The sequence below is a fragment of the Holophaga foetida DSM 6591 genome, from assembly GCF_000242615.2.
Taxonomy (GTDB): Bacteria; Acidobacteriota; Holophagae; order Holophagales; family Holophagaceae; genus Holophaga; species Holophaga foetida.
This window is the reverse complement of record NZ_KI912268.1, coordinates 2030916-2046483: the sequence shown is the minus strand read 5'-3', so window position 1 is coordinate 2046483 and position 15568 is coordinate 2030916. Positions and strand designations below refer to the sequence as shown.

The 15568-nt window shown below is 63.1% G+C and carries 14 protein-coding genes; 3 read left to right on the top strand and 11 right to left on the bottom strand.

From position 1 onward, the window contains the following. Positions 1–11: 11 nt before the first annotated feature. Positions 12–1604 (top strand): ribosome biogenesis GTPase Der, encoded by a 1593-nt coding sequence (gene der / locus HOLFODRAFT_RS20295; protein WP_005038017.1) that lies wholly within the window; start codon positions 12–14, stop codon positions 1602–1604. Between the two features lie 88 nt (positions 1605–1692). On the opposite strand, the gene HOLFODRAFT_RS0208985 is transcribed toward der, so the two are convergent. Both HOLFODRAFT_RS0208985 and HOLFODRAFT_RS0208980 read right to left on the bottom strand, forming a co-directional pair. Then, entirely contained in the window at positions 1693–2160 is a 468-nt protein-coding gene (locus tag HOLFODRAFT_RS0208985) for an RDD family protein (protein ID WP_005038015.1), read from the bottom strand. Between the two features lie 280 nt (positions 2161–2440). Then, positions 2441–3814, bottom strand: coding sequence for an MFS transporter (locus tag HOLFODRAFT_RS0208980; protein WP_005038013.1), 1374 nt, complete (start codon positions 3812–3814; stop codon positions 2441–2443). A 103-nt stretch (positions 3815–3917) separates the two neighbouring features. Here HOLFODRAFT_RS0208980 and HOLFODRAFT_RS0208975 point away from each other — a divergent pair, with 103 nt between their 5' ends. After that, complete coding sequence (locus tag HOLFODRAFT_RS0208975; RefSeq protein ID WP_005038010.1) at positions 3918–4403, top strand: acyl-CoA thioesterase; 486 nt, start codon at positions 3918–3920, stop codon at positions 4401–4403. 283 nt (positions 4404–4686) lie between these two features. Here HOLFODRAFT_RS0208975 and HOLFODRAFT_RS0208970 read toward each other — a convergent pair whose 3' ends face one another. Beyond that, a complete protein-coding gene (locus tag HOLFODRAFT_RS0208970; RefSeq protein ID WP_005038009.1) occupies positions 4687–7539 on the bottom strand; it encodes an FAD-binding and (Fe-S)-binding domain-containing protein in 2853 nt (950 codons plus the stop codon). Between the two features lie 209 nt (positions 7540–7748). On the opposite strand from HOLFODRAFT_RS0208970, the gene HOLFODRAFT_RS0208965 reads away from it, so the two are divergent. Then, positions 7749–8330 carry a DJ-1/PfpI family protein gene (locus HOLFODRAFT_RS0208965; RefSeq protein WP_005038007.1) on the top strand — a complete coding sequence of 194 codons (582 nt, stop codon included), beginning with the start codon at positions 7749–7751 and terminating at the stop codon, positions 8328–8330. Here HOLFODRAFT_RS0208965 and HOLFODRAFT_RS20290 read toward each other — a convergent pair. From HOLFODRAFT_RS20290 to HOLFODRAFT_RS0208920, 8 genes are all read right to left on the bottom strand, one after another. After that, a complete protein-coding gene (locus HOLFODRAFT_RS20290) occupies positions 8299–9366 on the bottom strand; it encodes an ammonia-forming cytochrome c nitrite reductase subunit c552 (protein ID WP_005038005.1) in 1068 nt (355 codons plus the stop codon). The two genes, HOLFODRAFT_RS0208965 and HOLFODRAFT_RS20290, sit on opposite strands and share 32 nt — an antisense overlap. Positions 9367–9371: 5 nt before the next feature. Further along, positions 9372–9803: a NapC/NirT family cytochrome c gene (locus HOLFODRAFT_RS22925; protein ID WP_005038003.1), complete on the bottom strand. Its 432-nt coding sequence runs from the start codon at positions 9801–9803 to the stop codon at positions 9372–9374. Between the two features lie 82 nt (positions 9804–9885). Next, positions 9886–11349, bottom strand: a complete 1464-nt coding sequence (locus HOLFODRAFT_RS0208950; protein WP_005038001.1) for an ammonia-forming cytochrome c nitrite reductase subunit c552 — start codon at positions 11347–11349, stop codon at positions 9886–9888. Between the two features lie 33 nt (positions 11350–11382). Beyond that, on the bottom strand, positions 11383–11883 hold the full coding sequence (nrfH, locus tag HOLFODRAFT_RS0208945) for a cytochrome c nitrite reductase small subunit (protein WP_005037999.1): 501 nt from the start codon (positions 11881–11883) through the stop codon (positions 11383–11385). A gap of 359 nt (positions 11884–12242) precedes the next feature. After that, complete coding sequence (locus tag HOLFODRAFT_RS0208935; protein ID WP_005037997.1) at positions 12243–12875, bottom strand: Crp/Fnr family transcriptional regulator; 633 nt, start codon at positions 12873–12875, stop codon at positions 12243–12245. Positions 12876–13043: 168 nt separating this feature from the next. After that, complete coding sequence (locus HOLFODRAFT_RS0208930) at positions 13044–14111, bottom strand: protein-glutamate methylesterase/protein-glutamine glutaminase (protein ID WP_005037995.1); 1068 nt, start codon at positions 14109–14111, stop codon at positions 13044–13046. 69 nt (positions 14112–14180) lie between these two features. Beyond that, complete coding sequence (locus HOLFODRAFT_RS0208925; protein WP_005037993.1) at positions 14181–14999, bottom strand: CheR family methyltransferase; 819 nt, start codon at positions 14997–14999, stop codon at positions 14181–14183. Positions 15000–15007: 8 nt separating this feature from the next. Next, on the bottom strand, positions 15008–15556 hold the full coding sequence (locus tag HOLFODRAFT_RS0208920; RefSeq protein ID WP_005037990.1) for a chemotaxis protein CheW: 549 nt from the start codon (positions 15554–15556) through the stop codon (positions 15008–15010). Positions 15557–15568: the final 12 nt, after the last annotated feature.

The window sequence follows — 15568 nt, the reverse complement described above, 5'->3', positions numbered from 1 at the left end:
AAGGAACCCCGATGAAACTGCCCCTGGTAGCACTCTGCGGACGTCCCAACGTCGGGAAGTCCACCCTCTTCAACCGCCTGACCCGCACCCGGGCGGCCCTGGTGCATGATCTGCCGGGCATGACCCGGGATCGGAGCTATGGGCGGGTGACCCTTCTGGACGAGGAGGGCGAAGCCGCCGAGGTGTTCGAGCTTGTGGACACCGGCGGATTGGATTTCGAGGGGGATGATGTCATCACCCAGGGCATTACGCGCCTGGCCCAGGAAGCCATGGACGAGGCCCACGTCCTCATGGTCATGGTGGATGCCCACGACGGCCTGAATCCCGTGGACACTGAGATCGCCAACCGGGTGCGTCGCCTCGGCAAGCCCTCCATCCTGGTCATCAACAAGATGGACGGGGTCAAGGGGGGCCTGCCGGACGGTGCCTTCTATGGTCTGGGCTTCGAGGAGGTCCATGTCATCTCTGCGAGCCATGGCGATGGCATGAGCGACTTGCTGGCCAGCATCCAGGGGAAGCTGCCTTTCCACCGCACACCGGAAGAGGCCGAGCAGCACGAGCTTGCCGATGAGACCCGCTTCGCCCTCATCGGGCGGCCCAATGTGGGAAAGAGCTCCCTCACCAACAAGCTCCTGGGTTATGAACGCAGCCTCGTGAGCGACGTGGCCGGGACAACGCGGGATACGGTGGACACGATCTTCAATGTCGAGGGGCACCTCTACCGTCTCATTGACACGGCGGGCATCCGCAGGAAGGGCAAGACCCATGAGGGGGCGGAGAAGCTCTCCATTCTCAAGGCCAAGCAGGCCATGGCCCGGGCCGATGTGAGCCTTCTGCTCATCGATGCCGTAGAGGGCGTCACTCACCAGGATGCCGTCATCGCGGGCTACGCCCAGGAGGCTGGGGCAGCCGTGATCCTGGTGGTGAACAAGTGGGATCTAGTGGAGAAGGACACCTTCACCTCCATCGCCTTTGAGGAGAAGATCCGCCACGACCTGGGCTTCCTGAACCACGCCCCCATGATCTTCATCTCGGCCCTGACTGGGCAGCGGGTTTCCAAGCTCTTCGCCATGATCAACGAGGTGGCCGAGGCTCATTCTCGCCGCATCCCCACCGGTAAGCTCAACGACTTCCTTCGGGATTCCGTGGACACCATGTCGCCCCATGCGGTGGATGGCAAGCTTCCCAAACTCTACTTCATGACCCAGGTGGGGGTCCGCCCCCCCTCCTTCGTCATCAAGGCGAATACGGATCGCGGCCTCCACTTCAGCTACATGCGCTACCTGGAGAACCGCCTCCGCGCCGAGTTTGGCTTCACTGGCACCCCCCTCCGTCTGAGCGTCCAGAAGCGCAGCACCGGAGAGGACGGGCCAGCCAGGGAAGAAGCCAAGGTCCGCCGGATCCTGGATCCCGGCGAGGGGCTGAAGCCCGGCCGCCGGACCATCAAGAAGCAGGATGCCGAGCCGGTGGTGCCTGGACGTCCCAGCGCCCGTCACATCCCGGATGCCAAGCCGAAACCTAAGCCCAAGCCCAAACCCAAGCTGAAGACCAAGCCTGTCCTGGGTCGCAAGCGCTCTGCGGGTGCGGGGCGGAAAAAGACGTAATACAGCCACCAAGCAACCCCGCCCCGCGGGGTTGCTTGGTGGCTGAGAGGTGATATAAACCCAGGGGTTTACAGGGGTGGCACCGAGCTCAGTCCTGGACCTGGATGACCTCGGACTTGGCCAGCATATCGCTCAGGCTGATCCGTTCTTCGCCTTTGATGGCAAGCACGATGAGGTTCAAGAAGAAGAAATTGCCGAACTGACGCAGCAGGGCCGGCATGAAGGCGATCCGCTGGAGGGGAGCTCCCTGGGGGCACACCCGGAGCTTCATGAACTTCTTGCCGATGCTTGCTCCGGTGGTGGAGACGCTCCATGGGATGAATACGAAGTAATAACCCAGCTGAAGGAGGAAGTTCAGGGGAATGGCCAGCAGCCCAAGAACCGGGATGATGGCGAGGACCGTGCACAGGATGGTGATAACGACGGAGGGAATGGCGTCGATGATGACCGCCAGGATCCGGGGCACGATCTCGCCCCTGGCTCCCGTGGGCCGGGCGGAGTCGGGGGTGGACGGCAGCAGTGTCCCAAGGGTGGATGATGGCTGTGAGTTGCTCATGGTTTCTCCAAGCAAATATTCATGTTATTATTTTTTTCATACCCTTGCCAGTATTAAAAACGTTCTCTTTGCTTAGAGTTGTTCTCGTGTTTTTTGTGGAAAATGATTGTAATTTGTTTTAATCCCAATCGTCTTGCACATCTTATAGATGCTGTTTGCTCGGGATAATGGATTACGGGATGAATATTGTGATAAATTAAACTTATTTACGGGTTGCTGAATGGCGATAAATTTATAAAATGCTTTAAGTATTTGTCTAGCCTGGTCGTGGGCCTTCTCTTCAGCCTTTCACGCTGGGCTCTTCCAGTCCGTAGCCCATCTTCTGGCCGTCGGTCTTGAGGAGGTAGGCGAAGAGCAGCGATAGGACGCCGCAGATCGTGAAGATCACCATGGGAAGGGTGTAGTTGTAGGCGGGGCTGCTGGCGCCTTCGACGACCCGGGTGCCCACGATGCAGTAGCGGTCCAGAACCTCCCCGATGAGGCAGGGCACCCCCCAGAGGGCCACCAGATTCTGGAGCCAGAAGATGAGGGCGTAGGCCGTTCCCAGTCGGCGCTGAGGGATGAACCTCGGCACCGAGGGCCAGATGGCCGAGGGAACCAGGGAGAAGCTGAAGCCCAGCACGATGGTTGCGAGAAGCGCCACACTCCAGCTGTTCAGGAGGGGGATGGAAAAGATGCAGTGGACCAGCACCAGCAGGAGGGAGCCCAGGATCATGAGGCTGGCCCCCTTGCCCTTCCGGTCGTAGTACCCCCCGAAGACCACCGTGAGGGGGATGGTGGCGAAGGGCAGGACGCTGGGGATGGCTCCTGCCCAGCTCTCCTTGATGTGGAACTTCTGGACCATGAGGTCCGGGGCGAACTTGAGGAAGGGGAAGACTGCGGAATAGAAGAGGGCACAGAGGATGGCGACGTACCAGAAGCTCCGGATGCTGAGAATCTCCCGGATATCCGAGAATCGGAAGGGCTCCTCCGCCTCTCCTTCCAGGTCGGATTCTGAGGCGTCCAGCTTCCGGTCCATGGCGCAGTAGAGAAAATAGGCCACCAGGCCTGCCAGGAGCATTACAAAACCCACGAAGACAGGGGCTCCCACGGAATCCCTGAATGCCCGGGCGATGGGGTCGCTCAAGCCGAGGGCGATGGCTGTCCCGATGCGGGCAGTGCTCACCTGGAGGCCCATGGCGAGGGCGATCTCGTAGCCCTTGAACCACCGTGCGATGAGTTTGCTGGCGGTGACGCCGCAGATCTCCAGTCCCAGGCCGAAGATGGAAAAGCCGAAGGCCGCCGCGAAGACCTGTAGGTTGAAGCCCAGGAAGGTGCGCGTGAAGAGGCTGGTGTCCTGGATGGCGAACCACTTGAGGCCGCAGCCCAGCACCATGAGCACCCCCGCCAGCACACCCGCCATGCGGGCGCCCACCTTGTCCAGGAGGATGCCCCCCAGCAGCAGCCCTCCGATGATATTGAGCCAGGCGTAGCCACCGGTGAAGAAACCGTACTGGGAGCTGGTCCAGTGGAGCTTCTGTTCGATGAGTGGCTTCAGGGGGGAGGCTACATCCGCGACGTAATATCCGCAGAGCATGGTGAAGGAGACGATGAACAGGGCCGTCCAGCGGGCGGCAACCGAGGCTCGGAGCGAATTCTTGACGGATTGCACCATGGAAATTCTCAGGGAAAATGGATACTTTGTGCCAGAGGCCGCACCGCATGTGGGCTGAAGAATGACCTAGTGTAGTGACACAACCCCTTCAAAGGAGCAAACCGTGACCGGCAAAGCCAAGAAAGTCTCCCAATCCGGCATTGTGCTGGCCCAGAACATGCTCCCCCCGGATGCCAACGCAGCGGGTAATGTTCACGGTGGCACCATCATGAAGCTCATCGATAACGCTGCCTGGACCGTGGCCTCACGGCACACCGGCATGAACGCCGTCACCGCTTCCCTTGACCGTCTGGATTTCCATTCTCCGGTCTACATCGGCAACCTCATCATCCTCAGGGCCAGTCTGAACCGGGCCGGTCGCACCTCCATGGAGATCGGTGTCCGGGTGGAGGCCGAGGACCTCCGCACCGGGGAAGTCCGCCATACCGCCAGCGCCTACCTGACCTTCGTGGCACTGGACGAGGACAAGAAAGTCGTGCCCGTGCCCGAACTCCTCCTCGAGACCGAGGATGACCATCGCCGCAATACCGAGGCCAATGCCCGCTACGAGGCTCGCAAGGAGGCCCTGAAGGCGCGCAAGAAGGGCTGAGTCCAAACCGCCGTCAACCATAGAGCAGTCACACTCTGAAGCCAGCCTTCCCTGTCAGACCGATGCTTCCTGCGTCTCATCGCTGTTTATCGCTGTCCATCGCTGGCTGAAGTTCTTTTACTTCGCTTTTGACTGCAAAGAAATTCGGCACAGCTCCCCATCACCCGCCTTAAAAAGGCTCAGCCAGCGATGGACGGAGATGGACGGCGATTGGGAATGAGTCGCCGTAACGGAAAAGGCACGTCCCCCGAAAGGTTGACGTGCCTTTCTTTGTTGCCAGGGTCTAGCGTGAGGCCTCTTCCAGCATGTACAGGTAGCTCCGGTAGATCCTGCCGGTGGCGCGGGTCATGCCCACTTCGCAGGTCCGGCTGCTGGAGTAGTAGCCGTCGAAGCTCTTTCCCGCGAGATCCGCCGCTTCCCGTCGGGTGGCGGAGGCGGTGAGCTCGGGGTGTGAGAATCCCCGATCCCCGGCGAAGCCGCAGCAGCCGGCGTTCAGGGGGACTTCGACCTCATCGGCGCAGGCCCTGGCGATGGCCTCAAGCTTGGAGGCCAGGTTCATCTTGGTCACGGAGCACACTGGGTGGAGGGCGACGGAGGCAACCTTGCGCCTGATCTCCAGGCGGGGGAGTACCTCGTCGTGGACGAAGCTCACGGAATCCAGGATCTTGAGGCGATCAAAGCGTTCCTGGTTCTCAGGGGTAAGGTAGGGGCGGGCTGTGACCAGCCCGTAGGTGCAGGGGCTCGTGTCCACCACCACCGGCAACTGGCCCTCGCCGCTCCAGGCCCAGAAGCGTTCGATGGCCCGGTTGACCACCTCCCGGTGGGCCTGATCGTAACCCTTGGAGGAGAAGGGCACTCCACAGCAGGTGCCTTCGGCCTGCTCGGGGATGTGGATGAGGACTCCGGCGCGCTGAGTGACGGCGACGAAGGCCTCCGGCAGGCTCAGGTCCGAGGGTTCCCCGGGCAGCAGGCCCATCATCCGGGAGATGCAGGCCGGGAAGTAGATGGCCTGGGCGCCCTGAAGGCTGGTGCGGGGCAGGGCCGCCTTGGCAGCCCTGGGCATCTCCGGGCTCCACTGGTAGGTGGCGCGGCGGAGTATGGTGCGACCCAGGCGGGTAAGGCTGACCATGGAGGCGGCCCCGAAGACCTGCTGCACTGCGTGCCCGGAGCGCAGGCCGAAGCGCACCAGGGGTTCCATGGTGCCGAAGTGACGGGCCATCCAGGCCGCGATCCGCTGGGCCTCAGGCCCATGGGCCGTGCGGCGCAGGTGCTTGATGAGGGAGCCTGTGTCGATGGACACGGGGCAGGCCGTGGCGCAGAGGCCGTCGGCGGCACAGGTGTCCACCCCCATGTAGGCGTAGTCGGCCTGCAGGGAACTCAGGCGGCTGGCGTCCTCCCCGGTGGTGGCCAGCCTGGCCATCTCACGGCGGACCACGATGCGCTGCCGGGGGCTCAGTGTCAGTTCCCGGCTGGGGCACTTGGGCTCGCAGTAGCCGCACTCGATGCACTTGTCGACCTGCTCCTCCACCGGGGGCATGGCCTTGAGGTGGTGGAGGTGGGCCTCGGTGTCGGAATTGAGGATGACGCCGGGGTTGAGGAGGTGCTGCGGGTCCACCAGGGCCTTGAGGCGGGTCATGATGGCCTTGGCCTCGGGGCCCCACTCGGCCTCCACGAATGGGGCCATGTTGCGCCCGGTGCCGTGCTCGGCCTTGAGGGCACCGTCGTATTTCTTAACCACCAGGTCCACCACGTCATCGATGAAGCGGGCGTACTGGTCCACGAAGCGGGACTCGTTGAAGGAGGGCGTGATGACGAAGTGGAGGTTGCCGTCCTTGGCGTGGCCGAAGATGATGGCGTTGTCGTAGCCGTGCTTCACGAAGAGGGCCTGGAGGTCCAGGGCGGCGTCCGCCAGGTGCTCCACCGGGAAGGCTACGTCCTCGATGATGACGGTGGTGCCCCGGGCCCGGACCGCACCCACGGAAGGGAAGGTGCCGGATCGGAGCTTCCACATCTTGGCCTGCTCCACGGGATCCTGGGTGAAGTGGACCGGTTCCAGAAGGTGGAGATTGGCACAGGCGGCTTCGGCCTGCCGCTGCAGGGCCTCCAGGGCCAGAGGATCGGCCCCCTGGAACTCCGCCAGGAGGGCTGCTGCACCCTCCGGCAGGGCCTTGAAACTTTCGGGGGTGCCGTCCTGGTTCTCGACGGCTCTGAGGGAAGCACGGTCCAGGAGCTCCAGGGCCGCAGCCCCAGCATCCCGGAGGGGGACGATGGCGGCGCAGGCCGCCCGGAGGTCGGGGAAGATCAGGAAGCCCGTGACTTTGGCGGGCAGGTCGGGAACCGTGCGAAGCACCGCCTCCGCAATGAAGGCCAAGGTGCCCTCGGAGCCCACCATCAGGTGGCGGAAGATCTCGACCGGCTTCTTGAAGTCCAGGAAGGCGTTCAGGGAATAGCCTGTGGTGTTCTTCGTCCGGTATTTTGAGCGGATCCGGGCGCTCAGGGCCGGATGAGATTCGATTTCGGCCTTGAGCTCCAGGAGGCCTGAGGCCAGCGCGGGTTCCTGGGCCTGGAACTTCGCATCGGCTTCGGGATCCGCCGTATCGATGAGGGTCCCGGAGGGCAGGAGGAAGGTGAGGGACTCCAGGGTGTGGTAGGCGTTGTGGTGCACCCCGCAGCACATGCCGCTGGAGTTGTTGGACAGGATGCCGCCTACGGTGCAGGTGGCGATGGACGCGGGATCCGGGCCGATCTTGGCCTTGGAGGCTTTCAGGGTCCGGTTCACCTGGTCGCCGATGATGCCGGGCTGGACCTTGACCCGGGCCCCCTGGTCCAGGATCTGGATGTGCTTCCAGTTGCGGGTTACCTCCACGAGGATGCCGTCCGTGATGGCCTGTCCCGAGAGGCTGGTGCCGGCGGCCCGGAAGGTCATGGGTATGCCCTGGCTTCGGCTGAGGCTGAAGAGTTGGCGCACCTCCTCGATCGTCTTGGGGAAGACCACTGCCTTGGGGATCATCCGGTAGAAACTTCCGTCTCCGGAGAAGGCCACCCGGTCGATGGGGCGGTCGAGGATTCTTTCCCGGTCCAGGATCGCTTCGAGAGAGCGGCGCAGGTCCCCCTGTGACTGGGTAAGTTCTGCCATGGTTTTCTCCCTTTAAACCCGGAGGATCACCCCCGGAAATACACCTAGTTTCCCCGCTTCGAGGGGAAGGTTCAATCTCTCTTCGGAAGGATCGACAAAATGGAGGATCCCTGTAACTTCCCAAGCTTGAAGGAACCCAAGAGAATGTCGATAGACTCGGCAGATCCCAATGTTACGGGATAATCTGAATAACTAATAAAGGAGAGGCCATGGCCGCGAAGAAGATCTTGATGCTCGTCGGGGATTTCGTGGAGGACTACGAAGTGATGGTGCCCTTCCAGGCCCTGTTGATGGTGGGGCACCAGGTGGATGCCGTCTGCCCGGAGAAGAAGGCTGGGGACTTCGTGAAGACTGCGATTCATGACTTCGAAGGCGATCAGACCTACAGCGAGAAGCCGGGACACCGTTTCACCCTCAATGCCACCTTCGCCGATGTGAAGGCTGAGGCCTATGATGCCTTGGTCATTCCCGGCGGTCGGGCCCCCGAATACCTCCGCCTCAATCCCAAGGTCATCGAGATCGTCCAGCACTTCGCCAAGGCCAACAAGCCGATGGCTGCCATCTGTCACGGACCCCAGCTCCTTGCGGCTGCTGGTGTCCTGGAAAACCGCGTCTGCTCTGCCTATCCGGCATGTGGCCCGGACGTGTCAAAGGCCGGGGCAACGTTCGCAGGCATTGCCGTGGACAAGGCCGTGACCGATGGCAATCTCGTCACCGCCCCCGCTTGGCCGGCCCACCCCGACTGGATCGCCCAGTTCCTCAAGGTGCTGGGGACGAAGATCGAACTGTAAGTTCGGCCTGCCTGGCCAGATCGATGGCCATAGCCAAGTTCCGGGCGGCTTCCTGCGGGGCATGGAAGCCGTCCGAGCCTTCGCTGGCGACGAAATCCCAGTGGGCCTGGGCTCGCCGCAGCAGGGTCCGGGCCTCCGGAATCTCCCGCTTGGCAAGGGCCTGATGGGCGGAGAGCAGGGCCGCTTCTGCCCGCTTCTGGAGCTCACGGTGGCTGCTCTGGATGTCCTCCACCCTGGCCTTCAGCTCGCTTCCGGGCCAGCGGTGGCATGGGATGCACTGGGCTTCCAGGGGATTCCTCAAAGGACGATGAAGCTGATGGCTGGCGATCCGGGTGCCTTCCTCCTGGATGTAGGGCATGTGACAGTCGCTGCAGGTCACCCCCCGGAAGGCGTGCACGCCCTGGCTTCCGAGTTCATAGGCAGGCCCGCGCAGCTTGACCATGGGGGTGCCGGAAACCCCATGGGTCCAGTCGGTGACTCCGCGCTCTTCCAGGGCTTTCAGGATCTCATCGGATTTCAGCCCCTTTTCGTGGGGGAAGTCCAGGCCTTCATCCCGGCGGAAGGTATAGGTGCTGTGGCATTGGGCGCAGACATAGGTCCTGAGATCCTGGTCCGAGGCCTTGGCTAGATCCACACCCCGCCGAGCAAGGGCTTCACTGAAGGCTTTCTGGCCCACCCTCAGCTTCATGGTTCGGGGATCGTGGCAGTCCAGGCAGGTGGCTGGGTGCTGGCCGTCGGGGAAGCCGCTGCGGGTCCGGTTGAAGTCCCGGGCGAAGCCATATCCTGCAAAGAGTTCCGCCGGTGCGGCAGGCTGGGGCTGGGCAGGCGAGGAGCGCTGCCAGTTGCGGTATTCGAGGGGGAAGTTCATGCCCCACACCGCCGGGTCCCGCTCCTGGTCACCGATGGGGGTCACGAAGGTCCTTGCGGGAGCCTCCTCTTGTCGGCTCCCGAGGCCCGTGGCCAGAAGGCCCAGCCCAAAGGCCACCAGGGCGGCGGCGATGAAGAGAGCGAACCAGGTTCGGTTGGAAAGGGTCATGGGGATCATCTCCGGGCGAGGGCAGGGGCCCCGTGGGCAGTATCCCCGTGGCAGTCCAGACATGGGCGGGAGGACAGCGGGTGCATGCGCGGTGAGCTCTGGTGGCAGCGGCGGCAGTTGGCCTCCACCACGGCAGGGCTGGCGAGGCGATGGTAGATCCCCTCCCGCCGGAAGGCATGGACCGTCGCGTGGTGGAGTCCATCCACACCCTTGGCCCAGGTCCTGGGAAAAGGACCCTGGGGCAGGTGGCACTCACCGCAGTCTTGCTGGTGATGGGCTCCGGCCCGCCAGCTTGCGAGGGCCTCATTCATGGTGTGGCAGCTGCGGCAGCTTGCAGAGCCGTCTCCGACATAATCGGATCGCAGGAACCAGAGTCCCAGGCCGAAGGCCAGCCCGGAGGCTAGGGCGGCTAGGGCTTTCCAGGGGAAGGGGCTCATTGCTCCTGAGGATACCCTACGCGCCAGCGGTCCAGGATCGGCGCCAAGTCCGGCGGCGGGAAAAGGCCGTGGGCATCCAAGGTTACTTCAAGCCTTTCACTGACAACTGTCCCTGTCTCCCGTAATCGATGGATTCCGCCAGGATCCGAGCCGTCTCCTGGGGGGCGTGGAAGCCCATGGAGTTTTCGGCGTTGACGTAGTCCAGGCGCCACTGGGCTTTGCGATGGAGTTCCATGGCTGGCTGAAGTCTGGCTTCGGGAATCCCCGCCTTCCTGGCGGTGTCCAGGTCCCGGATCAGGGCCACGATGGCGTCTTCGGCCGCACTCATCAGGATGTGGGTCCGGTCCTGGATGATCTCCACCCGGGCCTTCATTTCAGCTTCGGGGAAGCGGTGGCAGGTCTGGCAGGATCGGGAGATGTCCATGAGGGGGCTGCGGACCTGGTGGTCGCTGATCTTGATGGCCCCTTCCCGGACATAGGGCATGTGGCAGTCGGCGCAGGAGACCCCGGAACGGGCATGGATCCCCTGGCTCCAGGTCTCAAACTCGGGGTGCTGGGCCTTCAGGATTTCCGTTCCGGCCTTGGCGTGCTTCCAGTCATAGAATCGGTGGCCATCGGAGAACTTGTAATCGTTGTAGTAGCTTTCGATCTGCTCAACTTTGAGCCCCTTGTTCCAGGGGAAGAAGAGGGTGGTCTTGGGGCCGCAGTAGTACTCGACGTGGCACTGGCCGCAGACCATGGAGCGGAGCTCCTGGCGGGAGGCATCGCGGTTGGCGTCATAGGCCTCTTTCCCTCCCCCCTTGCGCCATTTCTCGATGGAAGGCAGGTGGGGCGTAGGCTCACCGCTCTGGGCCAGGGCGGCGATGCCCCGGATGAAACCGGGCTTGGTGACCCGGAGCTGCATGTTCCTGGGGTCGTGGCAGTCCAGGCAGGCCACGGGATGCTGCACCAGCTTGGTGGCATCCTGGTAGCTCATCTTGCAGATGGATTCGAAGCCGGCCATCAGCTGCTGGCGGGCATGGGGACTGTCGAAGGCCTCGTCCAGGGAGCCCGGTGCACCCTGCTTGATGCCCTCTTCCCGGTAGGCCACGGTGTTGGAGGCGTGGCAGTGGAGGCAGGCGCCTGTCTGGGGACGCTGGGTGACCCGCTTGGTGGTGCGCTGGTCCAGGAGCATGTAGGCGTGGCCCTGGCGCTGGTTGAAGTCCAGGGCGAAGGCGTAGCCCTCGAAGAGGGTGACGAGCCTGGGGTCAGCCTCCAGGCGGCTCTTGGCCATGCCTTCGCTTCCTGCGCCTCCGAACTTGGTCGTATAGCGCTCATTGGTGCGCTGGTAGGCGTCGAACTGCCGGGGGAAGTTCTTTCCCCACTGGGCGGGATCCACGGTCTTCTCGTCCAGGTTCACGAGGCGGAAGCTGGTCTGGAGGGCCTCCGTCTTGCGCTTTGACACGCTGGCATAGAGGGCCAGCACCAGGATCGTGGCGATGGCCGCGGCGCACGCCACCAAGCCCAGGCGGACGGAGGGGCGGGAAAGGAAGGGGGGCTGGCTCATGGACGATCTCCTCCAAGGGGGGAGTTGGAACGATCAGCGGCGGGGGCCATGGCCCACCTCCTGGTGGCAGCGGACGCACCCGTAGAGGTCCGCCTTCTGGGTGGGGTCCGTGGGGACCCCCAGGGTGCCGTGGGCCGTGATCTCGCCGGTCAACTCTCCGTGGCAGTGGAGGCAGTTGGCCTCCAGCACCTGGGCGTTGCCGGGCTTGATCCGGATGGGCTCCTGGAAGTCCATGGTCGTGAAGGCTTTGGAATGGTGGTAGCCGTTGAGGCCCTTCACGAGGAACTTGTGGATCACGTTGTCATGGGGCAGGTGGCAGTCGTTGCAGGTGGCCACGGCATGGTGGGAACTGTGGTTCCAGCCGTCGAACTGCTCCCGCATGATGTGGCAGTTGACGCATACCTTCGGATCGTTCGAGAGATACGAGGTCCCCTCGGCGGAAATGAACGTGAAGAGGCCGGACCCGGCCAGGACCCCGATGAGGGCCACGGCAAGGAAGGCGAGGGGAGAGGTGGGGAACTTGAGGCTCATCATGGGGCCCGTGAAGGGTGGCCTGATCGTACCTGTATTTCAGATATTTTTATCCTGATTGTTTGACGAGGCTGTGGAACGCCTCAAATATGGGGCGTTCTCTCCTGTTTGCCCTCTTTTGCCTGCCCTTTTCGGAAGGTTGCCTGGAGTTCTGTCAAGGGGATGCCGCCCAGGCTCTGCTCCAACAGAGTGCGGGCCTCGAGCCAGGCTCCATGCATGGGCCAGGGGCTGGAAGACCTTGGCCAGATAGGATCCCGGGATGCCCAGTTCCTCGGCGAGCTCCTTGGCGGGACGGAGATGGCCTTGGTATTCCATGGCCGCCAGGGCCCGCAGAGCGTGGGTTGTGGCCCGGGTGAAGATCATCAGCGCAGCTTCAGTCGCAGGATGGAGTTGCCCCGGACCTCGATCAGTCCTTCGTCCTGCATGGTGCGAAGGGCCCGGGAGAGGGTCTCGGGGGTCATGCCCAGGGAGGCCGCCAGAGCCTTCTTGGTCAAGGGGAGTTTGAAAAAGAGGTTCACGGGCAGCTGGTCGTTGAGCCAGCGGCGGAGGCGCTCCTGGCTGTCGGAACTGCTGAGGCTCTCCACCTTCTGGGTGAGTTTCCGGAGCCACACCGCCTGGGCGTGGATGATGGCCAGGGCCAGGGCTGGCTCCTGGGCCATGGCCGCGAGGACGTTGGCTTTGGGGAAGTGCTGGACCCGTGTGGGCTTGAGGGCTGTGGCCGTGGCCGGGAAGGCTTCCCCACCGAACATGGCGGCTTCCGCGAAGCTCTGGACCGGCAGGATTACGGCCAGGGTGGGATGGGCGCCCGGGGTCGTGCTGACCCGGGTCAGCTGGATCGCCCCCTCCATCAGGACGAAGAACCCGGTGCAGGGGGCGTCCTCCATGAAGAGGATCTGACCCTCCTCCAGGGCCTTGGTGGAGGAGATGGAAGCCAAGTGCTCCACCTGCGCCGGGCTCAGGGACTGGAAGAGGGGGGCTTGGGACCAGGTGGGCATAGGGCTCGCTACGATCTGGAATAACGTTGGGGCAGTTTGCGCTTAAGAGAAACTGGGCCTCTGTCTAAAACATACCTCAACCCTTGCCCGATCAGGTGCTTCGGATCCCCTCCCTAATGTGGTGTCCCTGGTGAAACGCGGACCATTTAAAGCGGCTCTGGCACCACACTAGCGCGAGATCAGCCCGGGGATCTCCTGGATGGGCACGATCCGGTCTGCGGCTCCCAGCTTGATGGCCTCCTTGGGCATGCCGAAGACCACGCAGGTGGCCTCGTCCTGGGCGAGGGTGTGGGCGCCGGCCTGCCGCATCTCCAGAAGTCCCCGGGCGCCATCATCCCCCATGCCGGTCATGATGACCCCCAGAGCGTTGCTGCCAGCGTACTTGGCCACGGAGCGGAAGAGCACATCCACCGATGGGCAGTGCCGGTTCACCGGGGGTGCGCTGATGACCTCGGCCACGTACTGGGCCCCGCTGCGCCTGACCACCAGATGCTTGCCCCCGGGGGCGATGAGAGCCCTTCCGGGGATCACGCGGTCTCCCGTCTTGGCTTCCCTGACTTCGATCTCGCAGATATCGTTCAGGCGCTTGGCAAAGGCTGCGGTGAACTGTTCAGGCATGTGCTGAACGACCACGATGCCTGGACAGGTGCGGGGGAGGTTTGACAGGACGTACTCCAGGGCCTGGGTGCCCCCGGTGGAGGTGCCGATGGCCGTGAACCGGTCCGTGGTGAGGGTCATGGCCTCCCGCCCGGGTTCCATGACCACATCGGCGCTGAACTTGGCGCTCGCCTTCTGCAGGGGCCTCACCGGCGGAAGCCTGGAGATCCGGGCTCCTGCGGCGGACTTCACCGCGGCCAGGAGTTCGTGGGCTGCGTCCGACAGGAAGTTCTTCACGCCCATGGTGGGCTTGGTGAAGATGGTGAAAGCCCCCGCCTCCATGGCCTGGAGGCAGGTTTCGGTCCCCTTGATGGTTAGTGATGAACAAATTATAACAGGCGTGGGGTGCTCGGCCATGATCTTCCGGAGGAAGGTGATGCCGTCCATCCGGGGCATCTCCACATCCAGGATGATCACATCGGGCCATTCCTTGCGCATGCGCTCCATGGCGAAGATGGGGTCGATGGCGTAGCCGATGACCCGGATATTCCGATCCGTCTCCAGGATGCTCACGAGCACCTGGCGCACCACGGCGGAGTCATCCACGATCAGGACCTTGATGGGCGCGTTCGCTGTCATGGCTTGGGCCTCTCGGCATCCCCGAAGGCGAACCCTCCGGGCTGCAGGACGTTGTCCTTGGGTATGAAGTCAGTTGGCACGGTACACGGTGGGTTGGACTGGGACGACGCGATCGGTTACGCCATTCAGGCTCTCCGAATGGCCCACGATCAGGAGACCATTGGGTTTCAACCTTTGGATGACCGATTCCACGATTCTGCGCTTCTCTTCCGTCTCGAAATAGATCAGCACGTTGCGGAGGAATATCAGCTCGAAGGGGCCCACCTGCGGGATGGGTCTGCACAGGTTCATCTGAAGAAACTGGACCCTTTCCCGCAGAGTCTTGCTGATCATGAACATGCCTTCGTACTGACCCTGTCCCTTGAGGCAGAAGCGGTGCAGGGCATCCCGGGGAATGGTGCAGCTGCGCTCCATGGGGTAGACCCCCCGGCTGGCCCGTTCCAGGACTCGGGTGCTGATATCGGTGCCAAGGATCTCCCATTCGGCACTCCCCAGGACCTCCGCCAGGACCATGGCAATGCTGTAAGCTTCCTCCCCGGAGGAGCTGGCGGCGCTCCAGACCCGGAAGGGAAAGGCGATCGGGCGTTGGCGTGCGATGTACTCCCGCAGGATCCGGAAGTGGTCCGCCTCCCGGAAAAAAGAGGTCTCGTTGGTGGTGATCAGATCAATGGCCGCCTGGAGTTCATCCCCTTCACTGGGTGCCGTGATCAGCTTGTAATAGTCGAGAAAGGTCCGGATGCCCCGCGCCCGGAGGCGGGAAGCCAAGCGGGACACCATGAGGGTCCGCTTGGATTCCGCCAGGGATATGCCAGTCGTCTCTTTAACCAGGGTTCTCAGCCTGTCGAATTCCAGGTCTGAGATGGGAAAGGGCATGTCAATCTCAGCCAATTCGGCTCCTAGGCTTCGATGGCCTCCGCGGCCCCCCGGTTGGCGGCCAGGGAAGCCAGCTCCTCCACGGAGACGACCTGATTCACCTCCAGGATGATGACGAACTTGCCCCCGACCTTGCCTACGCCCTGGATGAAATCGGAGCGGAGGCTGCTCCCGAAGCTGGGGGCGGGCTCAATGTCTTCCCCCTGGATCTCCAGGACTTCGCTGACGTTGTCCACCAGGACCCCGAGGGTGGCCAGATTATCCTCCTGGCCGACTTCGAGGATCACGATGCAGGTGCGTTTGGTGGGTTCCGTGGGGGGGCGGTGGAACCGCACGGAGAGATCGATGACGGGTACCACCGCCCCTCGGAGGTTGATGACCCCCCGGATGAAGTCGGGCATGAGGGGGACGATGGTGAGCCCCCCGAACTGGATGACCTCCCGGATGAAGCGGATCTCCATGGCGAAGGTCTCGCCACCGAGGGTGAAGGTGAGGTACTGGTTGCGCTGGGTGGCCTTGGCGGCCACCAGCGCCTGGTTCTGTCGTTTGTTCATCTGCAATTGCTCGGCCATGGGGTGCCTCGC